This is a genomic window from Streptomyces sp. NPDC048523, from assembly GCF_043199815.1.
Lineage (GTDB): Bacteria > Actinomycetota > Actinomycetes > Streptomycetales > Streptomycetaceae > Streptomyces.
Window position 1 is genome coordinate 830,801 of the sequence record NZ_JBICWQ010000003.1, and the last position, 19,348, is coordinate 850,148.

Annotated in this window: 15 protein-coding genes, 2 tRNA genes and 3 pseudogenes; 13 read left to right on the forward strand and 7 right to left on the reverse strand. The window is 70.5% G+C overall.

Annotated features, from left to right (window positions below; genetic code table 11):
* Nucleotides 1-17 precede the first annotated feature (17 nt).
* Both ACGFWE_RS19625 and ACGFWE_RS19630 read right to left on the reverse strand, forming a co-directional pair.
* Nucleotides 18-1,388: an AarF/ABC1/UbiB kinase family protein gene (locus ACGFWE_RS19625; protein ID WP_352390279.1), complete on the reverse strand. Its 1,371-nt coding sequence runs from the start codon at nucleotides 1,386-1,388 to the stop codon at nucleotides 18-20.
* Complete coding sequence (locus ACGFWE_RS19630; protein WP_393600581.1) at nucleotides 1,381-2,598, reverse strand: TOMM precursor leader peptide-binding protein; 1,218 nt, start codon at nucleotides 2,596-2,598, stop codon at nucleotides 1,381-1,383. The genes ACGFWE_RS19625 and ACGFWE_RS19630 overlap by 8 nt, the downstream gene beginning before the upstream one ends.
* Before the next feature lie 262 nt (nucleotides 2,599-2,860).
* On the opposite strand from ACGFWE_RS19630, the gene ACGFWE_RS19635 reads away from it, so the two are divergent.
* From ACGFWE_RS19635 to ACGFWE_RS19650, 4 genes are all read left to right on the forward strand, one after another.
* Entirely contained in the window at nucleotides 2,861-3,448 is a 588-nt protein-coding gene (locus ACGFWE_RS19635; RefSeq protein ID WP_352390277.1) for a M48 family metallopeptidase, read from the forward strand.
* 115 nt (nucleotides 3,449-3,563) lie between these two features.
* The gene (locus ACGFWE_RS19640; protein WP_393600582.1) at nucleotides 3,564-5,189 is read left to right on the forward strand and encodes a TerD family protein; all 1,626 of its coding nucleotides are present in this window, start codon (nucleotides 3,564-3,566) and stop codon (nucleotides 5,187-5,189) included.
* 4 nt (nucleotides 5,190-5,193) lie between these two features.
* Complete coding sequence (locus ACGFWE_RS19645) at nucleotides 5,194-5,871, forward strand: AIM24 family protein (protein ID WP_352390275.1); 678 nt, start codon at nucleotides 5,194-5,196, stop codon at nucleotides 5,869-5,871.
* 19 nt (nucleotides 5,872-5,890) lie between these two features.
* Entirely contained in the window at nucleotides 5,891-6,628 is a 738-nt protein-coding gene (locus ACGFWE_RS19650; protein ID WP_393600583.1) for an AIM24 family protein, read from the forward strand.
* Between the two features lie 92 nt (nucleotides 6,629-6,720).
* Here the strand turns inward: ACGFWE_RS19650 and ACGFWE_RS19655 are convergent, their stop codons facing one another.
* Nucleotides 6,721-7,242, reverse strand: coding sequence for an NUDIX hydrolase (locus tag ACGFWE_RS19655; protein ID WP_352390273.1), 522 nt, complete (start codon nucleotides 7,240-7,242; stop codon nucleotides 6,721-6,723).
* Complete coding sequence (locus ACGFWE_RS19660) at nucleotides 7,239-8,669, reverse strand: zinc-dependent metalloprotease (protein ID WP_352390272.1); 1,431 nt, start codon at nucleotides 8,667-8,669, stop codon at nucleotides 7,239-7,241. The genes ACGFWE_RS19655 and ACGFWE_RS19660 overlap by 4 nt, the downstream gene beginning before the upstream one ends.
* A gap of 192 nt (nucleotides 8,670-8,861) precedes the next feature.
* On the opposite strand from ACGFWE_RS19660, the gene ACGFWE_RS19665 reads away from it, so the two are divergent.
* From ACGFWE_RS19665 to ACGFWE_RS19680, 4 genes are all read left to right on the forward strand, one after another.
* Nucleotides 8,862-9,977 (forward strand): SDR family oxidoreductase, encoded by a 1,116-nt coding sequence (locus ACGFWE_RS19665; RefSeq protein ID WP_352390271.1) that lies wholly within the window; start codon nucleotides 8,862-8,864, stop codon nucleotides 9,975-9,977.
* Nucleotides 9,978-10,128: 151 nt separating this feature from the next.
* The gene (locus ACGFWE_RS19670) at nucleotides 10,129-10,590 is read left to right on the forward strand and encodes a molybdenum cofactor biosynthesis protein MoaE (protein ID WP_352390270.1); all 462 of its coding nucleotides are present in this window, start codon (nucleotides 10,129-10,131) and stop codon (nucleotides 10,588-10,590) included.
* A gap of 123 nt (nucleotides 10,591-10,713) precedes the next feature.
* Entirely contained in the window at nucleotides 10,714-10,878 is a 165-nt protein-coding gene (locus tag ACGFWE_RS19675; RefSeq protein WP_352390269.1) for a hypothetical protein, read from the forward strand.
* 61 nt (nucleotides 10,879-10,939) lie between these two features.
* Entirely contained in the window at nucleotides 10,940-12,034 is a 1,095-nt protein-coding gene (locus ACGFWE_RS19680; protein WP_352390268.1) for a PDZ domain-containing protein, read from the forward strand.
* 9 nt (nucleotides 12,035-12,043) lie between these two features.
* Here ACGFWE_RS19680 and ACGFWE_RS19685 read toward each other — a convergent pair whose 3' ends face one another.
* On the reverse strand, nucleotides 12,044-12,586 hold the full coding sequence (locus ACGFWE_RS19685; protein ID WP_352390267.1) for a PPA1309 family protein: 543 nt from the start codon (nucleotides 12,584-12,586) through the stop codon (nucleotides 12,044-12,046).
* 164 nt (nucleotides 12,587-12,750) lie between these two features.
* Here ACGFWE_RS19685 and ACGFWE_RS19690 point away from each other — a divergent pair, with 164 nt between their 5' ends.
* The 4 genes from ACGFWE_RS19690 to ACGFWE_RS19705 all read left to right on the forward strand — a co-directional run bounded on the left by ACGFWE_RS19690 (nucleotide 12,751) and on the right by ACGFWE_RS19705 (nucleotide 18,003).
* Nucleotides 12,751-15,711, forward strand: coding sequence for a UPF0182 family protein (locus ACGFWE_RS19690; RefSeq protein WP_393600823.1), 2,961 nt, complete (start codon nucleotides 12,751-12,753; stop codon nucleotides 15,709-15,711).
* 54 nt (nucleotides 15,712-15,765) lie between these two features.
* Nucleotides 15,766-15,839, forward strand: a tRNA-Met gene (locus ACGFWE_RS19695).
* A gap of 205 nt (nucleotides 15,840-16,044) precedes the next feature.
* A complete protein-coding gene (locus tag ACGFWE_RS19700) occupies nucleotides 16,045-17,856 on the forward strand; it encodes a tetratricopeptide repeat protein (RefSeq protein WP_393600584.1) in 1,812 nt (603 codons plus the stop codon).
* 73 nt (nucleotides 17,857-17,929) lie between these two features.
* Nucleotides 17,930-18,003 (forward strand) — tRNA-Met (locus tag ACGFWE_RS19705).
* 48 nt (nucleotides 18,004-18,051) lie between these two features.
* On the opposite strand, the pseudogene ACGFWE_RS19710 reads toward ACGFWE_RS19705, so the two are convergent.
* Nucleotides 18,052-18,195, reverse strand: a pseudogene (locus tag ACGFWE_RS19710) (hypothetical protein); the annotation flags it as partial.
* Between ACGFWE_RS19710 and ACGFWE_RS19715 the strand changes: the two are divergent.
* Nucleotides 18,195-18,508, forward strand: a pseudogene (locus ACGFWE_RS19715) (hypothetical protein); the annotation flags it as partial. The pseudogenes ACGFWE_RS19710 and ACGFWE_RS19715 overlap by 1 nt on opposite strands.
* Before the next feature lie 145 nt (nucleotides 18,509-18,653).
* On the opposite strand, the pseudogene ACGFWE_RS19720 reads toward ACGFWE_RS19715, so the two are convergent.
* Nucleotides 18,654-19,151, reverse strand: a pseudogene (locus ACGFWE_RS19720) (ABC transporter permease); the annotation flags it as partial.
* Nucleotides 19,152-19,348 lie beyond the last annotated feature (197 nt).

Consider the following 19,348-nt stretch of genomic DNA (forward strand, 5'->3'; position numbering starts at 1 on the left):
GCGCAACCGGGCCCGGCTCACGCCTCCGCGGCCGACTCCTGCTCGTCCTCTTCCTCCTCCGGCACGAACCCCGGCAGCCACTCCTCCAGTTCCTCGCGCAACCGCACCGTCGCGCCCAGCTGGCACAGGACACCGATGGTGCTCAGGGTGACCCGGTGTATCAGCAGGTATGCCGGGGGGAGGTTGAGCTGTTTGCCCAGTTGGTGGGCGGGGGAGCGGGGGTCGGCGATCCGGGCGGCCTGACTGCGCATCCAGCCGCGGGTGAAGGTGAACTCGTCGACCTCGGCCGGTTCGATGATCGGCAGGAGGTAGTCGAGGACCGCGTCGGGATCCAGCTCTATGGACTCCTTGACGAAGCCCTCGACGCGGAGGAGTTCGTAGACCGCCTCCGCCTCGCCGTCCAGCGTCATGCGCAGGCAGGTGCCGATGGTGTCCGGCAGTCCGCCCTGGAGCCGGTCGACCGTGCCGAAGTCCAGGACGCCCAGGCGCCAGTCCTCCTCGCCGTCCGGGCCGCCGGGCAGGAGCCGGAAGTTGCCCGGGTGCGGGTCGGCGTGCAGCAGGCCGGTGCGGGCGGGGCCGGAGAAGAGGAACCGGGCCAGGAGCTGCCCGGCGCGGTCGCGCTGCTCCTGAGTACCGTCCGAGATCACCTCCGACAGCGGGACACCCTCGATCCACTCCGTGATCAGGACTTGGTCGCTCTGGTGGACCACGGCCGGAACCACGACGTCCGGATCGTCCGCGAACTCCTCGGCATGGGCCTGCTGGGCCTGCGCCTCCAGGCCGTAGTCGAGCTCCTCGGAGACCCGGTCGCGCAGCTCGGCGATGAGCGGCTTGATGTCGATGCCGGGAACCAGGGGCCCCAGCAGGCGGGCGAAGCGGCCCAGTTGGGTCAGGTCGGACAGCAGGGCCTCGCCGGCCCCCGGGTACTGGACCTTGACCGCCACCTCGCGCCCGTCACGCCATACGGCCCGGTGGACCTGGCCGATCGACGCCGCCGCGGAGGGCTTGTCGTCGAACTCGGCGAACAGTTCCCGCCAGCCCTCGCCCAGCCGCTCCTCGAGCACCGCGTGCACGGTGCGGGTCGGCATCGGGGGCGCCGCCTCCTGGAGCTTCGTCAGGGCCGCGCGGTAGGGGCCGGCCACCTCCTCGGGGAGCGCCGACTCGAAGACGGACAGGGCCTGGCCGAACTTCATGGCCCCGCCCTTGAGCTCTCCGAGCACCTTGAACAACTGGTCCGCGGTGCGCTGTTGCAGTTCGCGGCCGACGATCTCCGCGGACTCGCCCACGATCCGCTTGCCGAGTCCCCAGGTGGCCCGCCCGGCGAAGCCGAGCGGGAGCGCGGCGAGCTTGGCGGTTCGGGTGACCGCCTTCCGGGGAAGATCAGACATGCGCCCTCCAGGTCCCAGCCGGCCGTGGCGCGGTTGCCTTGCGGCACAACTCCTCCGACGACCGTTGTTCCATCATTGTCTCGTGCGCAGCCTCCTCCTTGGAGGTGTGTTCTCCCTTACCTTTCTCCGCGGCCCCGCACGGACAGCCGGGATGCGGCGGTACCGGCCGGGCGTGCCAGGTCATACCGGGCAGTGAGACCTCCCAGCGGGCGCCCGCGCTCGACGGGAGGCGGCCGTCCAGGAAGGCGAGCGCGTGAGCGGCCGCGAGACCGGCGACCGTCGTGGCCAGCGCCAGGTCACAGGGGCGCACCGACAGTCGCCTGCTGCCCGAGCGCCACTGCGCCACCAGCCGGGGCCAGGCCTGGTCGCGGTCGGTCCGCGTCTCGTGCAGACAGCCCGCGCAGCCCGTCTCGCCCGGCAGGACGAGAGGGCCGACCACCCCTGTGGCCTCGACCACACCGGCGTACAGATGCGGTGTGCCGGACCGGACGAGGGGTTCGCCGGTGGCGGGAGCGGGCGCGTGGACCTCGACGTCGTCCCGCGGGGCGAGGACGACCAGGGAGAACCCGGGGTCGTCCGCCGTCACCGAGGCCCGGGAGCCGTTGCGCGGCGGGCGTCCGGGGGCCGCCGCGGACACGGCCCGGCGTGCGGCGACGTCCCTGCGGTCGCCGACCGAGGCGGCGGGGAGCCCGCCCGGGGCGACGTCCCCCGGCTCGACCCGGCCGCCGTCCCGCACGTCGACCTCTCCGACGCCGGCTCCCGAGAGCAGTGCGGCCAACGCCACGCCCACCCGGCCGGCCCCTCTGACCTGTACGCGCAGTGAGCGGCGGGCGGCCAGGAGTCTCATCGCGTCACCCGGCTCCGACGTGGTCAGCGAGAGGGAGGCCAGGTCGGGTGCCAGCCGGTCGAGGACCTCCTTCTTCCCCCGCAGCGCGTCCGCGGCCGGCCCGCCGCCCCTGGCGTCGTCGACGAGTCCGGCCCGCGCCAGCCGTCCCACGAGCGTGTCGACATGGCCGTCGGGCAGATCCATACGGCGTCCCTCCTCCCGCAGCAGCGCGAGACCGCGCGTGCCGTTGAGCAGGTCGAGGAAGCTGCCCGTCGCCGTGTCGACGGGGCCCAGCGTCAGCGCGTGCGCCGGGGTCATCCCGAACTGCACGGTGTTGAGATCGCGCCAGCCGCGCCGCAGCGCCGGCTTCATTTGCGGAACCATCGTGTGCTCGAGCGGAACCACTGCTTGCATGACAGGCCCCCGTAGCCCTCGTAGAACGTCCCCGTCCGCCCGCCGGAGCCCGGACCACGGTCGGTCGCGGCTGCGGCGGCGATGCCAGCATGCCCGGACCCGGGGGGCAGGTGCCGAAAGTTGTCCACAGGTGGGGGCCATTCGTCGTACAAATCAGACGCATGGTGGGCGATCGGAACCGAACCGTCCCGGAGCCGGGACTTCCCCCGTGTGCAGAGGGTAACGTCAGGGCGTGCCCGCCGACCCACTGCACAGCGCCGGAATGCCACAGCGCAGCACGACGAGCCAGCCGCCGAGCGGCTCGGGGGCGAGCGCGATCGAGGTGCGCAGGAGCAGCCGTCGTCGCCGGACGGTCTCCGCGTACCGCGAGGGCGATCGCACCGTCGTGCTCATCCCTGCCCGGATGTCCGAGGCGGAGGAGCAGCGCTGGGTGAGCGTCATGCTCGACAAGCTGGCCGCCCAGGAGAGCAAGCGGGTCCTCGGCGACACCGAACTCTCCGAGCGCGCCCAGCGTCTTTCGGCCCAGTACTTCGACGGCCGGGCGCGGCCCACCTCGGTCCGCTGGGTCACCAACCAGAACACCCGCTGGGGCTCGTGCACCCCGGCCGAGGGCAGCATCCGGCTCTCGCACCGGCTCCAGGGCATGCCGGAGTACGTCGTCGACTACGTCCTGCTCCACGAGCTTGCGCATCTGCTCGTGCCCGGGCACGGACCCCGCTTCTGGCGGCTGCTGGAGGCCTATCCGCGCACCGAGCGGGCCAAGGGCTATCTCGAGGGCGTGGTCGCCGCGGACCGGTTGCCGCATCTTCCGGGCGTCTGACCGACGACTCGAACGGGTTTTTGTACCGGATCTGTACCGACCTGAGCCGGTGTCGGAGTTTGCCGTTAGCCTGTCGCGACGCACTTGCTTTCGGGATGGGGGACGGTCGTTACGCATGGCCAGGGAATTCCAACGCGGCCACAAGGCCAAGATCAGTGACCTGACCGCGGGCACGGACCTGTACGTGGGAGTACAGATCTCGGGCCCCGGACTGACCTTCGACATCAGCTGCTTCGGCCTCGACGCCGACGAACGGCTCTCGGACGACCGGTATTTCATCTTCTTCAACCAGCCGAAGTCCCCTGAGGACTCCATCCAGCTCCTGGGCGAGCAGTCGGGCGACACGGAGTCGTTCCGGGTCACACTCGATCGGATTCCGTCGCAGATCCAGAAGCTGTCGTTCACGGCGACGATTGACGGCGCCGGCCAGATGTCGCAGATCGCCCCCGGCTATCTCCGTATCGTCGCCGGTGGCGAGGAGGTGGCCCGCTACTCGTTCGACGGCAGCGAGTTCTCCACCGAGCGCGCCGTGATGCTGGGCGACCTGTATCTGAAGGACGTCTGGCGGTTCGCCGCGGTCGGCCAGGGCTTCGACGGCGGTCTGGACGCACTGCTGAAGAACTTCGGCGGCGAGGTCGCCGAGGAGGAGCCCGCGTCCGCGCCCCAGCAGCCCGCGGTCCCGGCCCAGTCCCAGGCCCCGGCCTTCGCCCCGCCGCCGCAGGCCGCCACGCCGCCCGCACCGTCGCCGTCGTTCGGCGCACCGCAGGCCCCCGCGGCCCCCGCGCCCGCCCCGTCCGTCCACGCCGCTCCGACCATCGCCGGGACCGCCCCGCCCGCGCCCGCCGCGCCGACGAGTCCGCAGACGTTCACCCCTCCGGGTCAGTACACCCCGCCGGGTCAGACGTTCACGCCGCCCGGCGCACCTCCGGCGGGCCAGTACGCGCCCCCCGGCGCACCCGCCGGCCAGTTCACGCCCCCGGGCGCTGTGGCCGGCCAGTTCGCGCCTCCCGGTGCTCCCGGAGCCGTCCCCGGCCAGGCGCAGCCCTTCGGCGGCGGCACCCAGCTCGCCCCCGTGCCGCCCGAGGCCAACGTCCGGGTCGTCCTGACCAAGTACGCGGAAGCCCCCGTCGGCGACCGCTGGACGGAACAGAACCAGAACCTGGTGCGGGCCACCCTCACCAAGGACGCCCCCATCCTCGCCAAGCAGGGCAGCATGGTCGCCTACCAGGGCGACATCGACTTCGCCCACAAGGGCTCGGGCCTGCTCGGCAAGCTCACCGGGGCCCTCACCGGCCAGGGCATGTCACTGATGCGCTGCACCGGCAACGGCGAGGTGTTCCTCGCCGACGAGGCCAGCCGGGTCTTCGTCATCCGCCTCCAGGGCGAGCAGCTCTACACCAGCGCCCAGGGCGTGCTCGCCTTCGACGAGTCCCTGGAGACCGAGGTCCGCCGCATCGAGGGCGCGGGACTGCCCGGCGGAGGCTTCTTCAGCATGCTCTTCTCCGGCACGGGAGCGGTCGTCGTCAAGACACGCGGCGTGCCGGTCGTGCTGCCCGTCGGCGCGGCCACCTACGTCGACGGCAACGCCGTCATCGCCTGGTCCGCCGGCGCGCAGGCGGTCACCACGACCTCGCTCAGGCTGCGCCGCTCCGGGTACGCCCGGCAGACCACCGAGGCCGTGAACCTCCAGTTCCGCGGCGCCCCCGGCAACTTCGTCGTCGTACAGCCCTTCGAGGTGTGAGGCCATGGACTCCCAGACTCTGAGTGCGCACCGCGCCGCCGCGACCGGCGTCCGCATGAGTGTGCACAGCTCCAAGACGCTCAAGGTCACCATGGTCACCGGGCAGGACCTGATCGCCAAGGCCGGCTCGATGATCGCCTACGACGGCTATGTGCAGTTCGACGGGGCGCCCGCGAGCCTGCGCCGCTCGGCGGAGGAGATGGTCAGCGGCGAGGGCGGCCGGCTGATGCTGGCCCGCGGTGACGGCGACCTGTACCTCGCGGACTACGGCGGTGACATCCTCGTCCTGCACCTCAACGGCGAGGCCCTGTCGGTCAACGGTGCCACCCTGCTGGCCTGTGACGCCTCGCTGGAACTGGCCATCGAACCGGTCAAGGGACTCGCGAAGCTCTCCGGCTCCGGCCTGACCAACCTCGTCATCAAGGGCACCGGCTGGGTCGCCCTGGTCAGCCGGGGCATTCCGATGGCCCTGGACTGCGCCGAACGCGAGACATACGTCGACCCGGACGCCCTCGTCGCCTGGACGACCGGCCTGGAGATGAAGGCCCGCCGCACCATCAAGGCGAGCGCCCTCATCGGCCGCGGCAGCGGCGAGGCCTTCCAGATCGGCTTCAAGGGACAGGGCTTCGTCGTTGTCCAGCCGAGCGAGGACACCGGCGACCGATTCAAGATCCGGGGCTGAGGGGAGCACCAGGCACATCATGCACAGCACACTCTTCGCACACGTCCCGGTCGAGTCGACCGGGCGCTACACCCTGCAGAACCCGCAGCTCCTGAAGACCGACGTCACTCAGGGCAACAGTCCCGTCCTCGCCCGGCAGGGCGCCATGGTGGCCTTCGAGGGCCAGGTCGAGTTCGACAGCCAGTACCGCAACCGCGGCTGGCGCAACGCCGAGCGGATGACCGGCGAGCGCCTCGAACTCATGCGCTGCAAGGGCAACGGCATCGTCTACCTGGCCAACCTCGCCCAGCACCTGCACATCATGGAGGTCGGCGTTGGCATCACGGTCGACAGCTCCTATGTACTAGCCTTCGACGGCTCTCTCGGCGTCGGCATCGTCGCCGTGGACAGCGCCGTGGAGGTGGCCGCCGCGGGCGCCTACAACCTGGAGCTGTCCGGCTCCGGGCAGGTCGTCCTCATGACCTCCGGCGAGCCGCTGGTGCTGGAGGTGGGACCGGACAAGAACGTCTGCGTCGATTCCGACGCCGTCATCGCCTGGTCCACGTCCCTTCGCACCCAGCTCCAGGCGCCCACCTCCACCTCCGGCGTGTGGCGCCGCCGGGGCACCACGGGTGAGGGCTGGGAGATGCACTTCGGCGGCACCGGCCACATCCTGGTCCAGCCCAGCGAGTTGCTGCCGCCGCAGGGCCTGCGCAACGGTGGGGTGCTCGGCCAGTTCGGTATGCGCGGCAACTCCCTCGGAGGCAGCAACAGCTGACCGCCCCGGCGGCACGACGAACGGCACATGTAAGGGGCGCCCGCCATTGCCGGGCGCCCCTTACACACGCGGCCAGCGCCGCGATCACGCGCTCACAACCTCGCGCGGGTCGCTTCCAGCAGTCGTACGACCGAGCCGTCCGCCACGGCCGCCACCTCGTCGTAGGCGAACCACCGCACGTCGAGCGACTCGTCGCTGATCGTCTCCACGGCGCCGGACGGGGCGAGCGCGGCGTACTGGACGTCGAAGTGGCAGTTGCACGGCGGCGGGATCGGATGCCGGTCCAGACGCACCGGGCCGCCCGGCAGCAGCGTCAGGTCCGGGATGCCGGACTCCTCCGTCGCCTCGCGCAGGGCCGCCGCCTCCAGGGAGGTGTCGGCCGGCTCGCAGTGGCCGCCCATCTGCAGCCACATGCCCAGCTTCTTGTGGAGGGTGAGCAGGGCCCGGCCGCGCTCCGGGTCGACGACCAGGGCACTCGCCGTGATGTGGCCGTCCTCGCAGGCCTTCCACATGGCGTCCGGGTGAGCCGCCAGATGGTCCAGGTAGGCCTGGCGAAGATCCGCCTGGTCCTCGTATCCCTTCAGGACCAGGGCGGCGTCGTCATGGAGGCTCACTCTGCGCTGCCGCCCTCGGCGGAGTCGTCCTTCTTCTTGAGGTCCGGCTTGTCCGCCGCCTCGCCGAGCATCTTGTCCAGCTCGGAGAAGTCCAGCTGCTCGCGGTGCACGAAGCCGTCCGGGTCGTCCAGGTCGGACGCGGTCGGCAGCATGTCCGGGTGGGCCCACAGACCGTCACGGCCGTCGACACCGCGCGCGTCCGTGAGCGAGGCCCACAGCCGGGAGGCGTCCCGCAGGCGGCGCGGGCGCAGTTCCAGGCCGATCAGCGTGGCGAACGTCTGCTCGGCCGGACCGCCCGAGGCACGCCGGCGGCGCAGGGTCTCGCGCAGCGCGTCGGCGGACGACAGGCGCGGCTTCGCGGCCGCGTGGACCACCGCGTCGACCCAGCCCTCCACGAGCGCCAGCGCGGTCTCCAGACGGGCCAGGGCCGCCTTCTGCTCCGGGGTGTCCTCCGGCTGGAACATGCCCTGCTGGAGGGCGTCCTGGAGCTGCTCGGGGTTCTGCGGGTCGAACTGGCCGACCACGTCCTCCAGCTTGGCGGTGTCGACCTTGATCCCGCGCGCGTACCCGTCGACCGCGCCGTACAGGTGCGAGCGCAGCCACGGCACGTGCGAGAACAGGCGCTGGTGGGCGGCCTCGCGCAGGGCGAGGTACAGCCGCACCTCGTCCTTGGGCACGCCCAGGTCCTTGCCGAAGGCCTCGATGTTCGCCGGCAGCAGCGCGGCCTTGCCCACCGGGCCCAGCGGCAGGCCGATGTCGGTGGAGCCGACGACCTCGCCCGCGAGCACGCCGACGGCCTGCCCGATCTGCGTGCCGAACATGGCCCCGCCCATCGAGCGCATCATGCCGATCAGCGGGCCGGCCATGGCCTGCATCTCCTCGGGCAGGACATCGCCCATGGCGGTGCCGACCCGCTCGGCGACCGGGTCGACGAGCTCCTTCCACGCGGGCAGGGTCGCCTCGACCCACTCCGCGCGGGACCACGCCACGGCGGAACCCGCCCCGGACGGCAGCGACGTCGCGTCGTCGAGCCACAGGTCCGCCAGGCGTACGGCCTCCTGGACCGCGGTGCGCTCGGCGGGGCCGATGCTCGCGTCCTTGGTGCCGTCCGAGGTGCCCTGGGAGACCGTCTGACGGGCGATCTGCTTGGCCATGTCCCAGTTCACCGGGCCGCCCTCGTACGAGAGCATCTGACCCAGCTGCTGGAAGGCGGCGCCCAGGTCGGTGGGGTTCAGGGAACCGAACATGGCTGCGAGCGGATTGTCCGCACCGGGGCCGCCAAAGCCTCCGGCTCCGGGCAGAGCGCCGAAACCGAACGGGTTGGCCGGTCCCTGACCACCACCGCTCTCCTGGTCCTTCTTCTTGCCCTCGTCGCCGTCGTCCGGCTCCTCCGGCGGAAGGCCGAATCCGAATGGGGTGTCACTCACGGGATTCCTCGGCTGGTAAGGCCACCGGTTGCCTCCGGCGGCGCGGCTGCCCGATAACACCCCCCAGCGTAGACACCGACGGCCGTTAGGGCCTCGGTGCTCCGCCGACTCTCCGCCTGCGGCAGGATGGATGCCACCTGGTACGTACGCGTCACTCGCGTTCCTACTGAAGACAACCGCTGGAGACGCCCGGTGAGTTCCCCTGATCCGCAGGTTCGCGCAGCGCGAAACCAGTCAACCAATCCCGCCGCGCGCGGGCCAGTCGTCGCGGTCACCGGCGCAGCCTCCGGCATCGGAGCGCTGCTGACCGAGCGACTCGCCGCCTCGGAGGAGATCAAGCAGGTCATCGCGCTCGACGAGCGGCGTGGCGAGTGCGCCGCGGCGCAGTGGCACATCCTGGACGTGCGGGATCCGGCCATCGCGGAGAAGCTGCGCGGCGCCGATGTCGTGGTCCATCTGGCGCTCGACCTCGATCTGGAGACCGACCCCGCGGCGCGTACGGCGTACAACGTGCGCGGGACGCAGACCGTGCTCACCGCCGCGGCGGCCGCGGGCGTCCACCGAGTCGTGCTGTGCACCTCCGCGATGGTCTACGGGGCGCTCCCGGACAACGAGCTGCCCCTTTCGGAGGACGCCGAACTGCGGGCCACCGCGGAGGCGACCGGGGTCGGGGACCTGCTGGAGATCGAGCGGCTCGCGCGGCGGGCGCCCCGGGCGCACCCCGGGCTCAACGTCACGGTCGTCCGGCCCGCAGTGCTGGTGGGAGGCGGTACCGACACCGCCCTGACCCGGTACTTCGAGTCTCCGCGGTTGCTGGTCGTGGCCGGGTCCCGGCCCGCCTGGCAGTTCTGCCACATCGAGGACCTCTGCAGCGCCCTGGAACACGCCGTCCTGGAGAAGGTCGAAGGGGAGCTCGCCGTCGGGTGTGACGGATGGCTGGAGCAGGAGGAGATCGAGGAGCTCAGCGGGATCCGCCGGATGGAGCTGCCCTCGGCCGTCGCGCTGGGGGCCGCGGCCCGGCTGCACCGGATCGGTCTGACGCCGTCTCCCGCCGGGGACCTCGCGTACACGATGTATCCCTGGGTGGTGAGCGGAAGCCGGCTGCACGACGCCGGATGGCGGCCGCGGTGGACCAACGAGGAGGTGCTCGCGGAGCTCCTGGAGGAGGTAGCCGGGCGCCACACCGTTGCCGGGCGGCGACTGGGGCGCAAGGACGCGACGGCCGCGGGAGCGGCGGGAGCGACGGTCGCCCTTCTGGGTGCGGCGGCTGTCGTACGGCGGGCTCGGAAGGCGCGGCGGAGGATCTGACCGGAGCGCGCTCCGCCACGTGGGTGCGACAAGCCACGAGCGACAAGCGACAACGAACCAGCACTTCTGTACGAGCCTCCAAACGCACACACGCGTGTGCCGGGTGATAGCGCTATTTCCCGTGGTCTCAGGAGTGCGGCACGATGGACGCATGGCACCCACTGACGACCACCCCGGTGAGCAGGCCGCCGACGAGCCCATCAAGCTCATCGGCATTCGAGAGACCCCGCTCTCCCTCGACGAGGTCTTCCGCGCGGTCGGGGACGACGCCGCCGGCGGGACCGCCCTGTTCGTGGGGACCGTGCGCAATCACGATGGCGGCGCCGACGTCGACAAGCTCGGCTACTCGTGCCACCCCAGTGCCGAGGCCGAGATGCGAAGGGTCGCCGAGAAGGTCGTCGCCGAGTTCCCGGTGCGGGCCCTCGCCGCTGTGCACCGGGTCGGGGATCTCGCCGTCGGGGACCTCGCCGTCGTCGTCGCCGTTTCCTGTCCGCACCGGGGCGAGGCCTTCGAGGCCTGCCGGAAACTGATCGACGATCTCAAGCACGAGGTGCCGATCTGGAAGCATCAGACGTTTTCTGACGGTACGGAGGAATGGGTCGGCGCCTGCTGAACCCTTCCTTCACCTCTCCGGTTGCGTAACCGCCCCCCTGGCGTGAGCGTTGTCAGTGCGGATGGGTAATCTGCTGATCCGTCAGTTTTCTGCGGTTGCTCAGTGCGGGGTCGGGAGGTCGGCATGGGGGCGCTCGTCTGGTTGTTGATTCCGTTGTTGGCCGGGGTTGTCGGCGGGCTGTGGGGCAGTTGGGCCAACCGGACCCGCAAGGCGCGCAGCGACGGCCCCGAGCTCGACGGGTACGCCCGTTTCCGCGCCGCGATGGAGAAGTCGCACTCCGGCACCTGACGTCCACCTGACGGCGGCGCCCTGACGAAGGTCCGACAGGGGCGTCCCGTACTGTCGTGCCATGCCACGCCGCACCGCGACGATGCTCGCCTCCACCCTGATGCTGATCGCGCTCCTCTGCGCGGGAGTCTTCATCAATGTGCCCTATGCCGAGATGTCACCGGGGCCCACGGTGAACACTCTCGGGGACCACGGCGGCGAGCCGGTGCTGCAGATCTCGGGACGCAAGACGTATCCGACGAGCGGCCACCTGAACATGACCACCGTCCGGGTCACCAGCGCCGACTACAAGATGAACCTCGTCGAGGCCGTGTACGGCTGGCTCGCGCACGACAACAAGGTCGTACCGCACGACACCCTCTACCCGGACGGCAAGACCGAGGAGCAGTCGACCCAGGAGAACGCCGAGGAGTTCAGCCAGTCCCAGGAGAGCGCCAAGGTCGCCGCCCTGAAGGAACTGGACGTCCCGGTGCAGTCCTGGGTGATCGTCTCGACCGTCGTCAAGGACTCCCCGTCCGAGGGCCGGCTCCACGCCGGTGACGTGCTCAAGGCCGTCGACGGTACGGCGGTGAAGGCGCCGGAGGACGTCGCCAAGCTGGTGACCAAGCACAAGCCCGGCGAGAAGGTCGTCTTCACGATCGTGCCCGTGAAGGAGCAGACCGCCGCGGAGAAGGCCCACAGGACGGCGACGAAGACCGAGAAGGTCACCATCACGACCAGGGCCTCCGACGACGAGGGCGAGAAGCGCGCCATCGTCGGGATCGCCGCCGGGACCGACCACACCTTCCCGTTCACCATCGACATCAAGCTCGCCGACGTCGGCGGTCCGAGCGCCGGTCTGATGTTCGCGCTCGGCATCTACGACAAGCTCACCCCGGGCAGCCTGACCGGCGGCACGTTCGTCGCCGGCACCGGCACGATCGACGACAACGGCAAGGTCGGACCGATCGGCGGCATCGAGATGAAGACGGTCGGCGCGCGCGACAAGGGCGCCCGGTACTTCCTGACGCCCGCCGACAACTGCGCGGCCGCCGCCAAGGACACCCCGAGCGGACTCACCCTGGTCAAGGTGAACACCATCGGGGACGCCCTCGGCGCGCTCGAGGACATCCGCGAGAAGAAGACGTCCGACCTGCCGAAGTGCACCAAGGGATAGCCGCGAGGGCTACTCCTCGAACGTCGCCGACAGCGCCTCCGCCAGGCCCGGCACCAGGTCGCCGCCCGTGAGGACCTCCGTGGGGGAGTCCTTCTCGCGCAGACGCAGGGCGGAGTCGCGGGTTCCGTCGCGCAGGACCGCGACCGTCATGCGGACCTCCTGACGGTCCGGGTGCTCGGCGACCCACTTCGTCAGCCGGGCCTCGCTCAGCCCCTGCGGGACGGACGCCTCGGCGGACGGCGGCAGCATCAGGCGCTCCACGGTGAGCGCGCAGCCGACGACCGCGTCGGGCCAGGCGATGGTGCCGAGGAACTCGTCGAGCGGCTTGCCCGCGGGAATCTCCTCCTGCTCGATGGGCGTGAAGCCCGAGGGCGCCTGCGCCTGCGCCAGACCGAGCTGGCTCGCGAGAGCGGGTTCCTGGGCGCGCAGCCGGGCGGTGTCGACGAGGGCGAAGAGACGGGCGGGCTGGTCCCAGCCGAGGCCGGAGGCGTACTCGTCGATCTCGAGTACGGCCCGGGTGAGCGGGCTCGCCGCCATGGGGGTGTTGGACATGGTCACAATCCTGCCTCGTTCGTCACCTGAATCGGGAACCGAGTAAACGGTGAGTAAGTTGCATAGGTGTGGGCCCGCGATCACGGGGGGCCACCCAGGGCCCGCGAACACGAGGGTCTGACGGATCGACAGCGAACTTCGAGGTGCGCACCTTGGCTTTCCAGATGCCGGACCGCGGCGGAGGCCCGACAGGGCCGCGGATGAGAGTGGGCCGCCCGTCCCGGCGTGCCAGGACCCTGCTCATGACACTGGGCATCCTTGCCGTCCTCGGCATGGCGTTCACCATGTTCGCGGGCTTCTGGACGGACTGGCTCTGGTACCGCTCGGTGAACTACTCGTCCGTGTTCACCACCACCCTGTGGACCAAGATCGGGCTGTTCTTCGTCTTCGGCCTGCTGATGGCCCTCGCGGTCGGCTTCAACATCTGGCTGGCCCACCGGCTGCGCCCGCCGCTGAGCGCCATGTCGATGGAACAGCAGAACCTCGACCGCTACCGGATGGGCATCGCGCCGTACAAGAGGTGGCTGCTGCTCGGGATCGTCTCCCTGGTGGGCCTGATCGCCGGCGCCTCCGCCTCCAGCCAGTGGCGGACCTGGCTGATGTGGGTCAACGGCGTCTCCTTCGGCCAGAAGGACCCGCAGTTCCACCTCGACATCTCCTTCTACACCTTCGACCTGCCCTGGTACCGGTTCCTGCTCGGCTTCGGCTTCGCCGCCGCGATCCTCTCGGTGATCGCCGCCGCGCTCACCCATTACCTGTACGGCGGTCTGCGGATCACCTCCCCGGGCGCGCGGGCCACGGCCGCCGCGACCGGGCACCTGTCGGTGCTCCTCGGCATCTTCGTCGCCCTGAAGGCGGTCGCGTACTGGCTCGACCGGTACGGCCTCGCGGTCAAGTCCAGCGACTTCAAGGCGACCGACAGCTGGACCGGCCTCAGGTACGTCGACGCGAACGCCTATCTGCCGGCCAAGACGATCCTGTTCTGCATCGCCGTGATCTGCGCGCTGCTGTTCTTCGCCACCCTGTGGCGGCGCACCTGGCAGCTGCCCGTGATCGGCTTCGGCCTGATGGTGCTCTCGGCGATCCTCATCGGCGGGCTCTATCCCGCGATCGTCCAGAAGTTCCAGGTCCAGCCGAACGAACAGGCCAAGGAAGCGCCGTACGTCGAGAAGAACCTCAAGGCGACGCGTGAGGCGTACGGCATCGACGACGCCTCGGTGAAGGAGTACGACGGCAAGTCCACCACCACGGACAAGACCGAGCTGCGCCAGGACGTCGACGCCACGGCGAGCATCCGGGTCGTGGACCCCAACGTGGTCTCGCCGACGTTCCAGCAGCTCCAGCAGATGCGTAACTACTACGCGTTCCCGACCAACCTGGACGTCGACCGTTACAGCAAGGACGGCAAGGACCAGGACACGGTCATCGGGCTGCGCGAGCTGAACCTCGCCGGCATCCCGAAGAACAACTGGATCAACGACCACTTCCGCTACACCCATGGTTACGGCGTGGTTGCCGCCAAGGGCACCGAGGCCGACGACGAGGGCCGCCCGGTCTTCACCGAGTCCAATCTGCCCTCCCAGGGCGACCTCGGCACGTACCAGCAGCGCGTGTACTACGGCGAGAAGACCACCGAGTACTCGATCGTCGGCGGTCCCCAGAAGGAGATCGACTACTCCGACGACAACGGTGAGAAGACCTACAGCTACAAGGCCAAGAGCGGGGTCAACCTCTCCAACCCGGTCAACCGGGCCGCGTACGCGGTGGCGTTCAGCGAGCCGCAGATCCTCTACTCCGGTGCGATCGGCGAGGGCTCGCGGATCCTGTACAACCGCACGCCCAAGCAGCGCGTCGAGGCGGTCGCCCCGTGGCTGACCATCGACGGCGACGCCTATCCGGCGGTGGTGAAGGGCAAGATCCAGTGGATCGTCGACGCCTACACGACGACCAACGGCTACCCGTACTCCTCCCGTACGACCCTCGGTGACACGACGGCCGACTCGCTGACCGCGACGAACAACCAGCGCGCGGTGGTGGCCCAGCAGAACCAGGTCAACTACATCCGCAACTCGGTGAAGGCGACCGTCGACGCGTACACCGGCGAGGTCAAGCTCTACCAGTGGGACACCAAGGACCCGGTCCTCAAGACCTGGATGAAGGCGTTCCCGGGCACGGTCGAGTCGAAGAAGGACATCTCCACCGACCTCATGGACCACCTGCGGTACCCGCAGGACCTGTTCAAGGTCCAGCGTGAGCTGCTGGCGCGCTACCACGTCGAGGACGCGGACACCTTCCTCAGCGGCAGCGAGGTGTGGCAGGTGCCGGACGACCCGACCAACAAGTCGGGCAACGCGGTGCCGCCGTACTACCTGAGCATGAAGATGCCCGACCAGTCGGCACAGGCGTTCTCGCTCACGACGACGTTCACGCCCAACGGCCGGGACAACCTCAGCGCGTTCATGTCGGTCGACGCCGAGGCGGGCACCACCGACTACGGCAAGATCAGAATCCTGAAACTGCCGACGAACACCACGGTCAACGGGCCCAAACAGGTGCAGAGCCAGTTCAACTCCGAACAGAACATCGCGGAGACGATCAGCCTCCTCAACAGAGGCGACTCCAATGTGGAGTACGGCAATCTCCTGACCGTGCCGCTCGACGGAGGACTGCTCTACGTGGAGCCGGTCTACGTCCGCGGTGGTGGGCTCAAGTACCCGCTGCTGCGGAAGGTGTTGGTGACCTACGGAGGCAACACCGCCTTCGAGGACACCCTCGACGAAGCCCTGAACAAGGTGTTCACAGCGGACGGTTCGACCACCGAGCCACCGGACGACGACGGCGGGACCACCACCAAGCCGCCGCCGACCTCCAGCAACCCGACGGTCCAACAGGCGCTGGACGACGCCCAGAAGGCCTTCGACGCCGGCCAGGAAGCCCTGAAGAAGGGCGACTGGGAGGCGTACGGCCGGGCCCAGGAGGATCTGAAGGACGCGCTCAAGCGCGCCGAGGCCGCGCAGTCCGCGGCGGACAAGGACAAGGGCAGCAGCGTGAAGCCCAGCGGCAGCCCGAGCCCGAGCGGCAGCCCGAGCCCGAGAAGCAGTCCCAGCAGTAGTCCGAGCAGCTGATCAACTGCTGGTCGGATGCCCACCCCGCGCCGTGGTACGGTTGCAACACAACGGCGCGGGGTGGAGCAGCTCGGTAGCTCGCTGGGCTCATAACCCAGAGGTCGCAGGTTCAAATCCTGTCCCCGCTACTGGAATCGAAGGCCCGGATCCTTTCAGGATCCGGGCCTTCGTGATGTGCGAACGCATGTGCCGAGGAACCGACGGCCGCGCCGCCGGGGGCAGTTGGAGGGAACTGTGTTTCACTTGTCGTTCTGTGGGCATGTCGACAAAACGCTGAATTGACCTCACTGGCTGCGGTATACCAGGTGTACCCAGGTTGCAGGTGGTGCGACGATGGACGTTATGGGGGACAAGGCAACTCTGTTCGAGACAGGGCGTTTTGTGCAACCTTCCGGGCGGGACGGGGTCGGGGAGGCGGCTGACGATGCCGCCGCCGAGGAGGCCCAGCAGCGGCTGGCCGCCGAAGCCGGCGACGTCGAGGCGATGAGCGTCCTCGGCGCCCTTCTGCTGCGCCGCGGTGATCTCGACGGAGCCGAGCCCCACCTGCGTGCCGCCACCGCCGCGGGCGACCGGGCCGCCGCCAACAACCTCGGAGTCCTGCTGCACCAGCGCGGATACGCCGACGACGCCGCCGGCTGGTGGCGGATCGCCGCCGTCGCCGGATCGGCCGCGGCCGCGCACGCGCTGGGCCGCCACCACCGTGAGCGGGGCGACGAGCCCGCCGCCGAGTACTGGCTGCGCCAGTCCGCCGAGCAGGGACACGCACTGGGCGCATACGCGCTCGCCGACCTGCTGGAGCACCGCGGGGACACGGGCGCCGAGCAGTGGATGCGGATCGCCGCCGAGCGGGGACACCGGGAGGCGGCCTACCGGCTGGCCCGCTCGCTCGACCGCCGCCTGGGTCCGGAGGGGGACATAGGGGACGACCACGGTGCCGGTGCCGAGGCCGAGCAGTGGTACCGGCAGGCCGCCGCGCGTGGACACCGGCGGGCGGCACTGCATCTCGGGGCGATCCTGGAGCGGCGCGGTGCCCTCAAGGAGGCCGGGCGCTGGTATCTGACCTCCGCCAAGGACGGCGAGGCGCGGGCCGCCTGCGCCCTCGGGTTCCTGCTGCGGGACGCGGGCGACACCGAGAGCGCCGCGGTGTGGTGGCTGCGCGCGGCCCAGGACGGGGACGGCAACGCGGCCAACGCGCTGGGCGCCCTGCACGCCGAGCGCGGCGAGCCGCAGACCGCCGAGCGGTGGTACCGGGCGGCGATGGACGCCGGCGACGACAACGGCGCGTACAACCTCGGGCTGCTCTGCGCCGAGCAGGGGAGGACCGCGCAGGCCGAGCAGTGGTATCGGCGGGCCGCGTACGCGGGGCACCGGGAGGCGGCCAACGCGCTCGCCATCCTGCTGCTCCAGGGCGGGGATACGGCCGGGGCCGAGCCGTGGTTCTCCAAGGCCGCGGAGGCCGGGAGCGTGGACGCGGCGTTCAACCTCGGGATCCTGTTCGCCGGGCGCGGCGAGGAGGCCGTCGCCCTGCGGTGGTACGAGCGCGCCGCCGCTGCCGGGCACACCGAGGCCGCGCTCCAGGTCGGCATCGCCCGGCTGCGGGAAGGGGACGAGGCCGGCGCCGAGCGGCACCTGCGGTGTGCGGCGGGGGGCGGCAGCGCGGAGGCCGCGTACCGGCTGGCGACCGTGCTGGACGCCCGGCGGCCGCCGGTGCCCGCGCACTCGCTCGGAGAGCCGGTGCACGAGGAGAAGAGCGAGTGCGAGGAGTGGTACGAGCGGGCGGCCTCCCAGGGGCATCGCCGCGCTCAGGTGCGGGTGGGCATGCTCGCCGCGGCCCGGGGTGACGTCGTGGAGGCGGCTCGCTGGTACCGGGAGGCCGCGGAGGCGGGATCCCGAAACGGGGCGTTCAACCTGGGACTGCTGCTCGCCCGGGAGGGGAGTGAGCCGGAGGCCGCCGTGTGGTGGGCCCGGGCCGCCGACGCGGGGCACGGGCGGGCGGCGTTGCGGCTCGCCCTCGTCTACGCGCGTCGGGGCGAGCTGGCCGAGGGGCAGCGGTGGGCCGACCGGGCGGTGGCCCTGGGGCCCGCGGAGGTCTCCGAGCGGGCGGCCCGGCTGCGGGACGCGCTGCGCGAGGAACTGTCGGCGTAGCGCCCCCGCGCGCTGCCGCCAGCCAAACGATTTGCCTCTGGCCTCCTCCTTCACGTAACGTTGCATTCATCGCCGCGGGGTGGAGCAGCTCGGTAGCTCGCTGGGCTCATAACCCAGAGGTCGCAGGTTCAAATCCTGTCCCCGCTACTGAAGGCCGAGGGCCGGAATCCGAAAGGGTTCCGGCCCTCGGTGTTTTCAGGGGCGGTGGCCCACCGCCTCCTCGTACAGGGTCCTGTTCACCGTCCTCGCCTCCGGCAGGGTCTCGCCCTCCGTCACGCCCTGTGCCCGGTACGCCGCCTGCAGGCGGTCCGTGGTGCCCGCGCGGATCTCCCAGTCCATCGGCCGACGTCCTCACGGCCCTCCAGAACGGCGGCGTCGACTCCGCCTGGCTCCTGGACCCGGTCTGGCGCAGGGTCGACGGCAGGCCCGGCTCGCCTTCCTCGGCGGCCAGCCGTCCGGCGAGCCCCTGGGCGGCCTGCTGTACGGCTCGGGCCTGCTGAACGACGACGTGGACGCGGGGGTCGCCCTGCTGCGGGCGTACATCCGCACGGTGAACACCTACTTCGCGGCCGGCTACAAGTCGGATGCGACCTTCGTCACCTACCTGGCGAAACTCCTGAAGACGGACGAGGCGATCCTCAGATCCACCCCGGTGCCGCAGCCCGCCACCGGGCGGACGGTGCGTGTCCCGCCCCCGCCCGCCTTCGACTCCGGGCTCTTCTGGTCGTGTGACGCTGTGCAGGATGTCGACGTCAGCAGGAGGAGTGCGGTGACCGCTGCGCCGTAGAAGCGTGTTCTCACGACTGGCCCCTTCCGCGGTCCCTCGGTGCCCAGGGGGTGAGCAGGCGGCCCAGGATGCGGACCAGTTCGGAGAAGAGGACTCCGAGGACGGCCACGCAGACGATGCCGACGAACATCACGTCGTTCTGGAAGAGGGCGCGGGAGTCGAAGATCAGGTGGCCGAGGCCGTTCGTCGCGGCGATCTGTTCCGAGGCGACGATCACCAGGACCGCCACGCCCGCCGCGATCCGGGCGCCGACCAGGACGGACGGGAGGGAGGCGGGGAGCAGGACGTGGCGGAACATCTGCCACGGGGAGGCGCCGAAGACCTGCCCCGCGTCGCGGTGACCGGAGGGGATCGAGATCACCGCCGACATCGTCTGGATCCATACGAAGAAGAAGACCGTCGTCGCCACCAGGGCGATCTGGGGGCCCTCGCCCAGGCCGAACATGTTCAGGAAGACGGGCAGCAGGGCCAGCTTCGGGACGACGTACAGGGCGTCCAGCAGGGGTTTGGAGCTGTTGCCGCTGGAGTGCGCTCAAGAGGGTTCTGGTGAGCGGGAGTGAGTGCTGCTGGTCTGTGTTGTGTCACGCGCCTCGGTGGTGGTGTCGGTTTCAGCGAGGAACTGACGTTCCCTCATCGAATGCGTGACCTTCACGGGTGGCGCTCGTTTCCCATGGCGACGGGATCTTCGAGTGGGACCGGGCGGGG

What these genes read in the sequence shown, in the direction of transcription:
- ACGFWE_RS19650 (WP_393600583.1), top strand. Translation starts at nt 5,891, where the DNA reads ATGCACAGCACACTCTTCGCACACGTCCCGGTCGAGTCGACCGGGCGC.
- ACGFWE_RS19685 (WP_352390267.1), bottom strand. Translation starts at nt 12,586, where the DNA reads ATGTCCAACACCCCCATGGCGGCGAGCCCGCTCACCCGGGCCGTACTC.
- ACGFWE_RS19625 (WP_352390279.1), bottom strand. Translation starts at nt 1,388, where the DNA reads ATGTCTGATCTTCCCCGGAAGGCGGTCACCCGAACCGCCAAGCTCGCC.
- ACGFWE_RS19675 (WP_352390269.1), top strand. Translation starts at nt 10,714, where the DNA reads ATGGGGGCGCTCGTCTGGTTGTTGATTCCGTTGTTGGCCGGGGTTGTC.
- ACGFWE_RS19680 (WP_352390268.1), top strand. Translation starts at nt 10,940, where the DNA reads ATGCCACGCCGCACCGCGACGATGCTCGCCTCCACCCTGATGCTGATC.
- ACGFWE_RS19630 (WP_393600581.1), bottom strand. Translation starts at nt 2,598, where the DNA reads ATGGTTCCGCAAATGAAGCCGGCGCTGCGGCGCGGCTGGCGCGATCTC.
- ACGFWE_RS19700 (WP_393600584.1), top strand. Translation starts at nt 16,045, where the DNA reads ATGGACGTTATGGGGGACAAGGCAACTCTGTTCGAGACAGGGCGTTTT.
- ACGFWE_RS19645 (WP_352390275.1), top strand. Translation starts at nt 5,194, where the DNA reads ATGGACTCCCAGACTCTGAGTGCGCACCGCGCCGCCGCGACCGGCGTC.
- ACGFWE_RS19690 (WP_393600823.1), top strand. Translation starts at nt 12,751, where the DNA reads ATGCCGGACCGCGGCGGAGGCCCGACAGGGCCGCGGATGAGAGTGGGC.
- ACGFWE_RS19670 (WP_352390270.1), top strand. Translation starts at nt 10,129, where the DNA reads ATGGCACCCACTGACGACCACCCCGGTGAGCAGGCCGCCGACGAGCCC.
- ACGFWE_RS19640 (WP_393600582.1), top strand. Translation starts at nt 3,564, where the DNA reads ATGGCCAGGGAATTCCAACGCGGCCACAAGGCCAAGATCAGTGACCTG.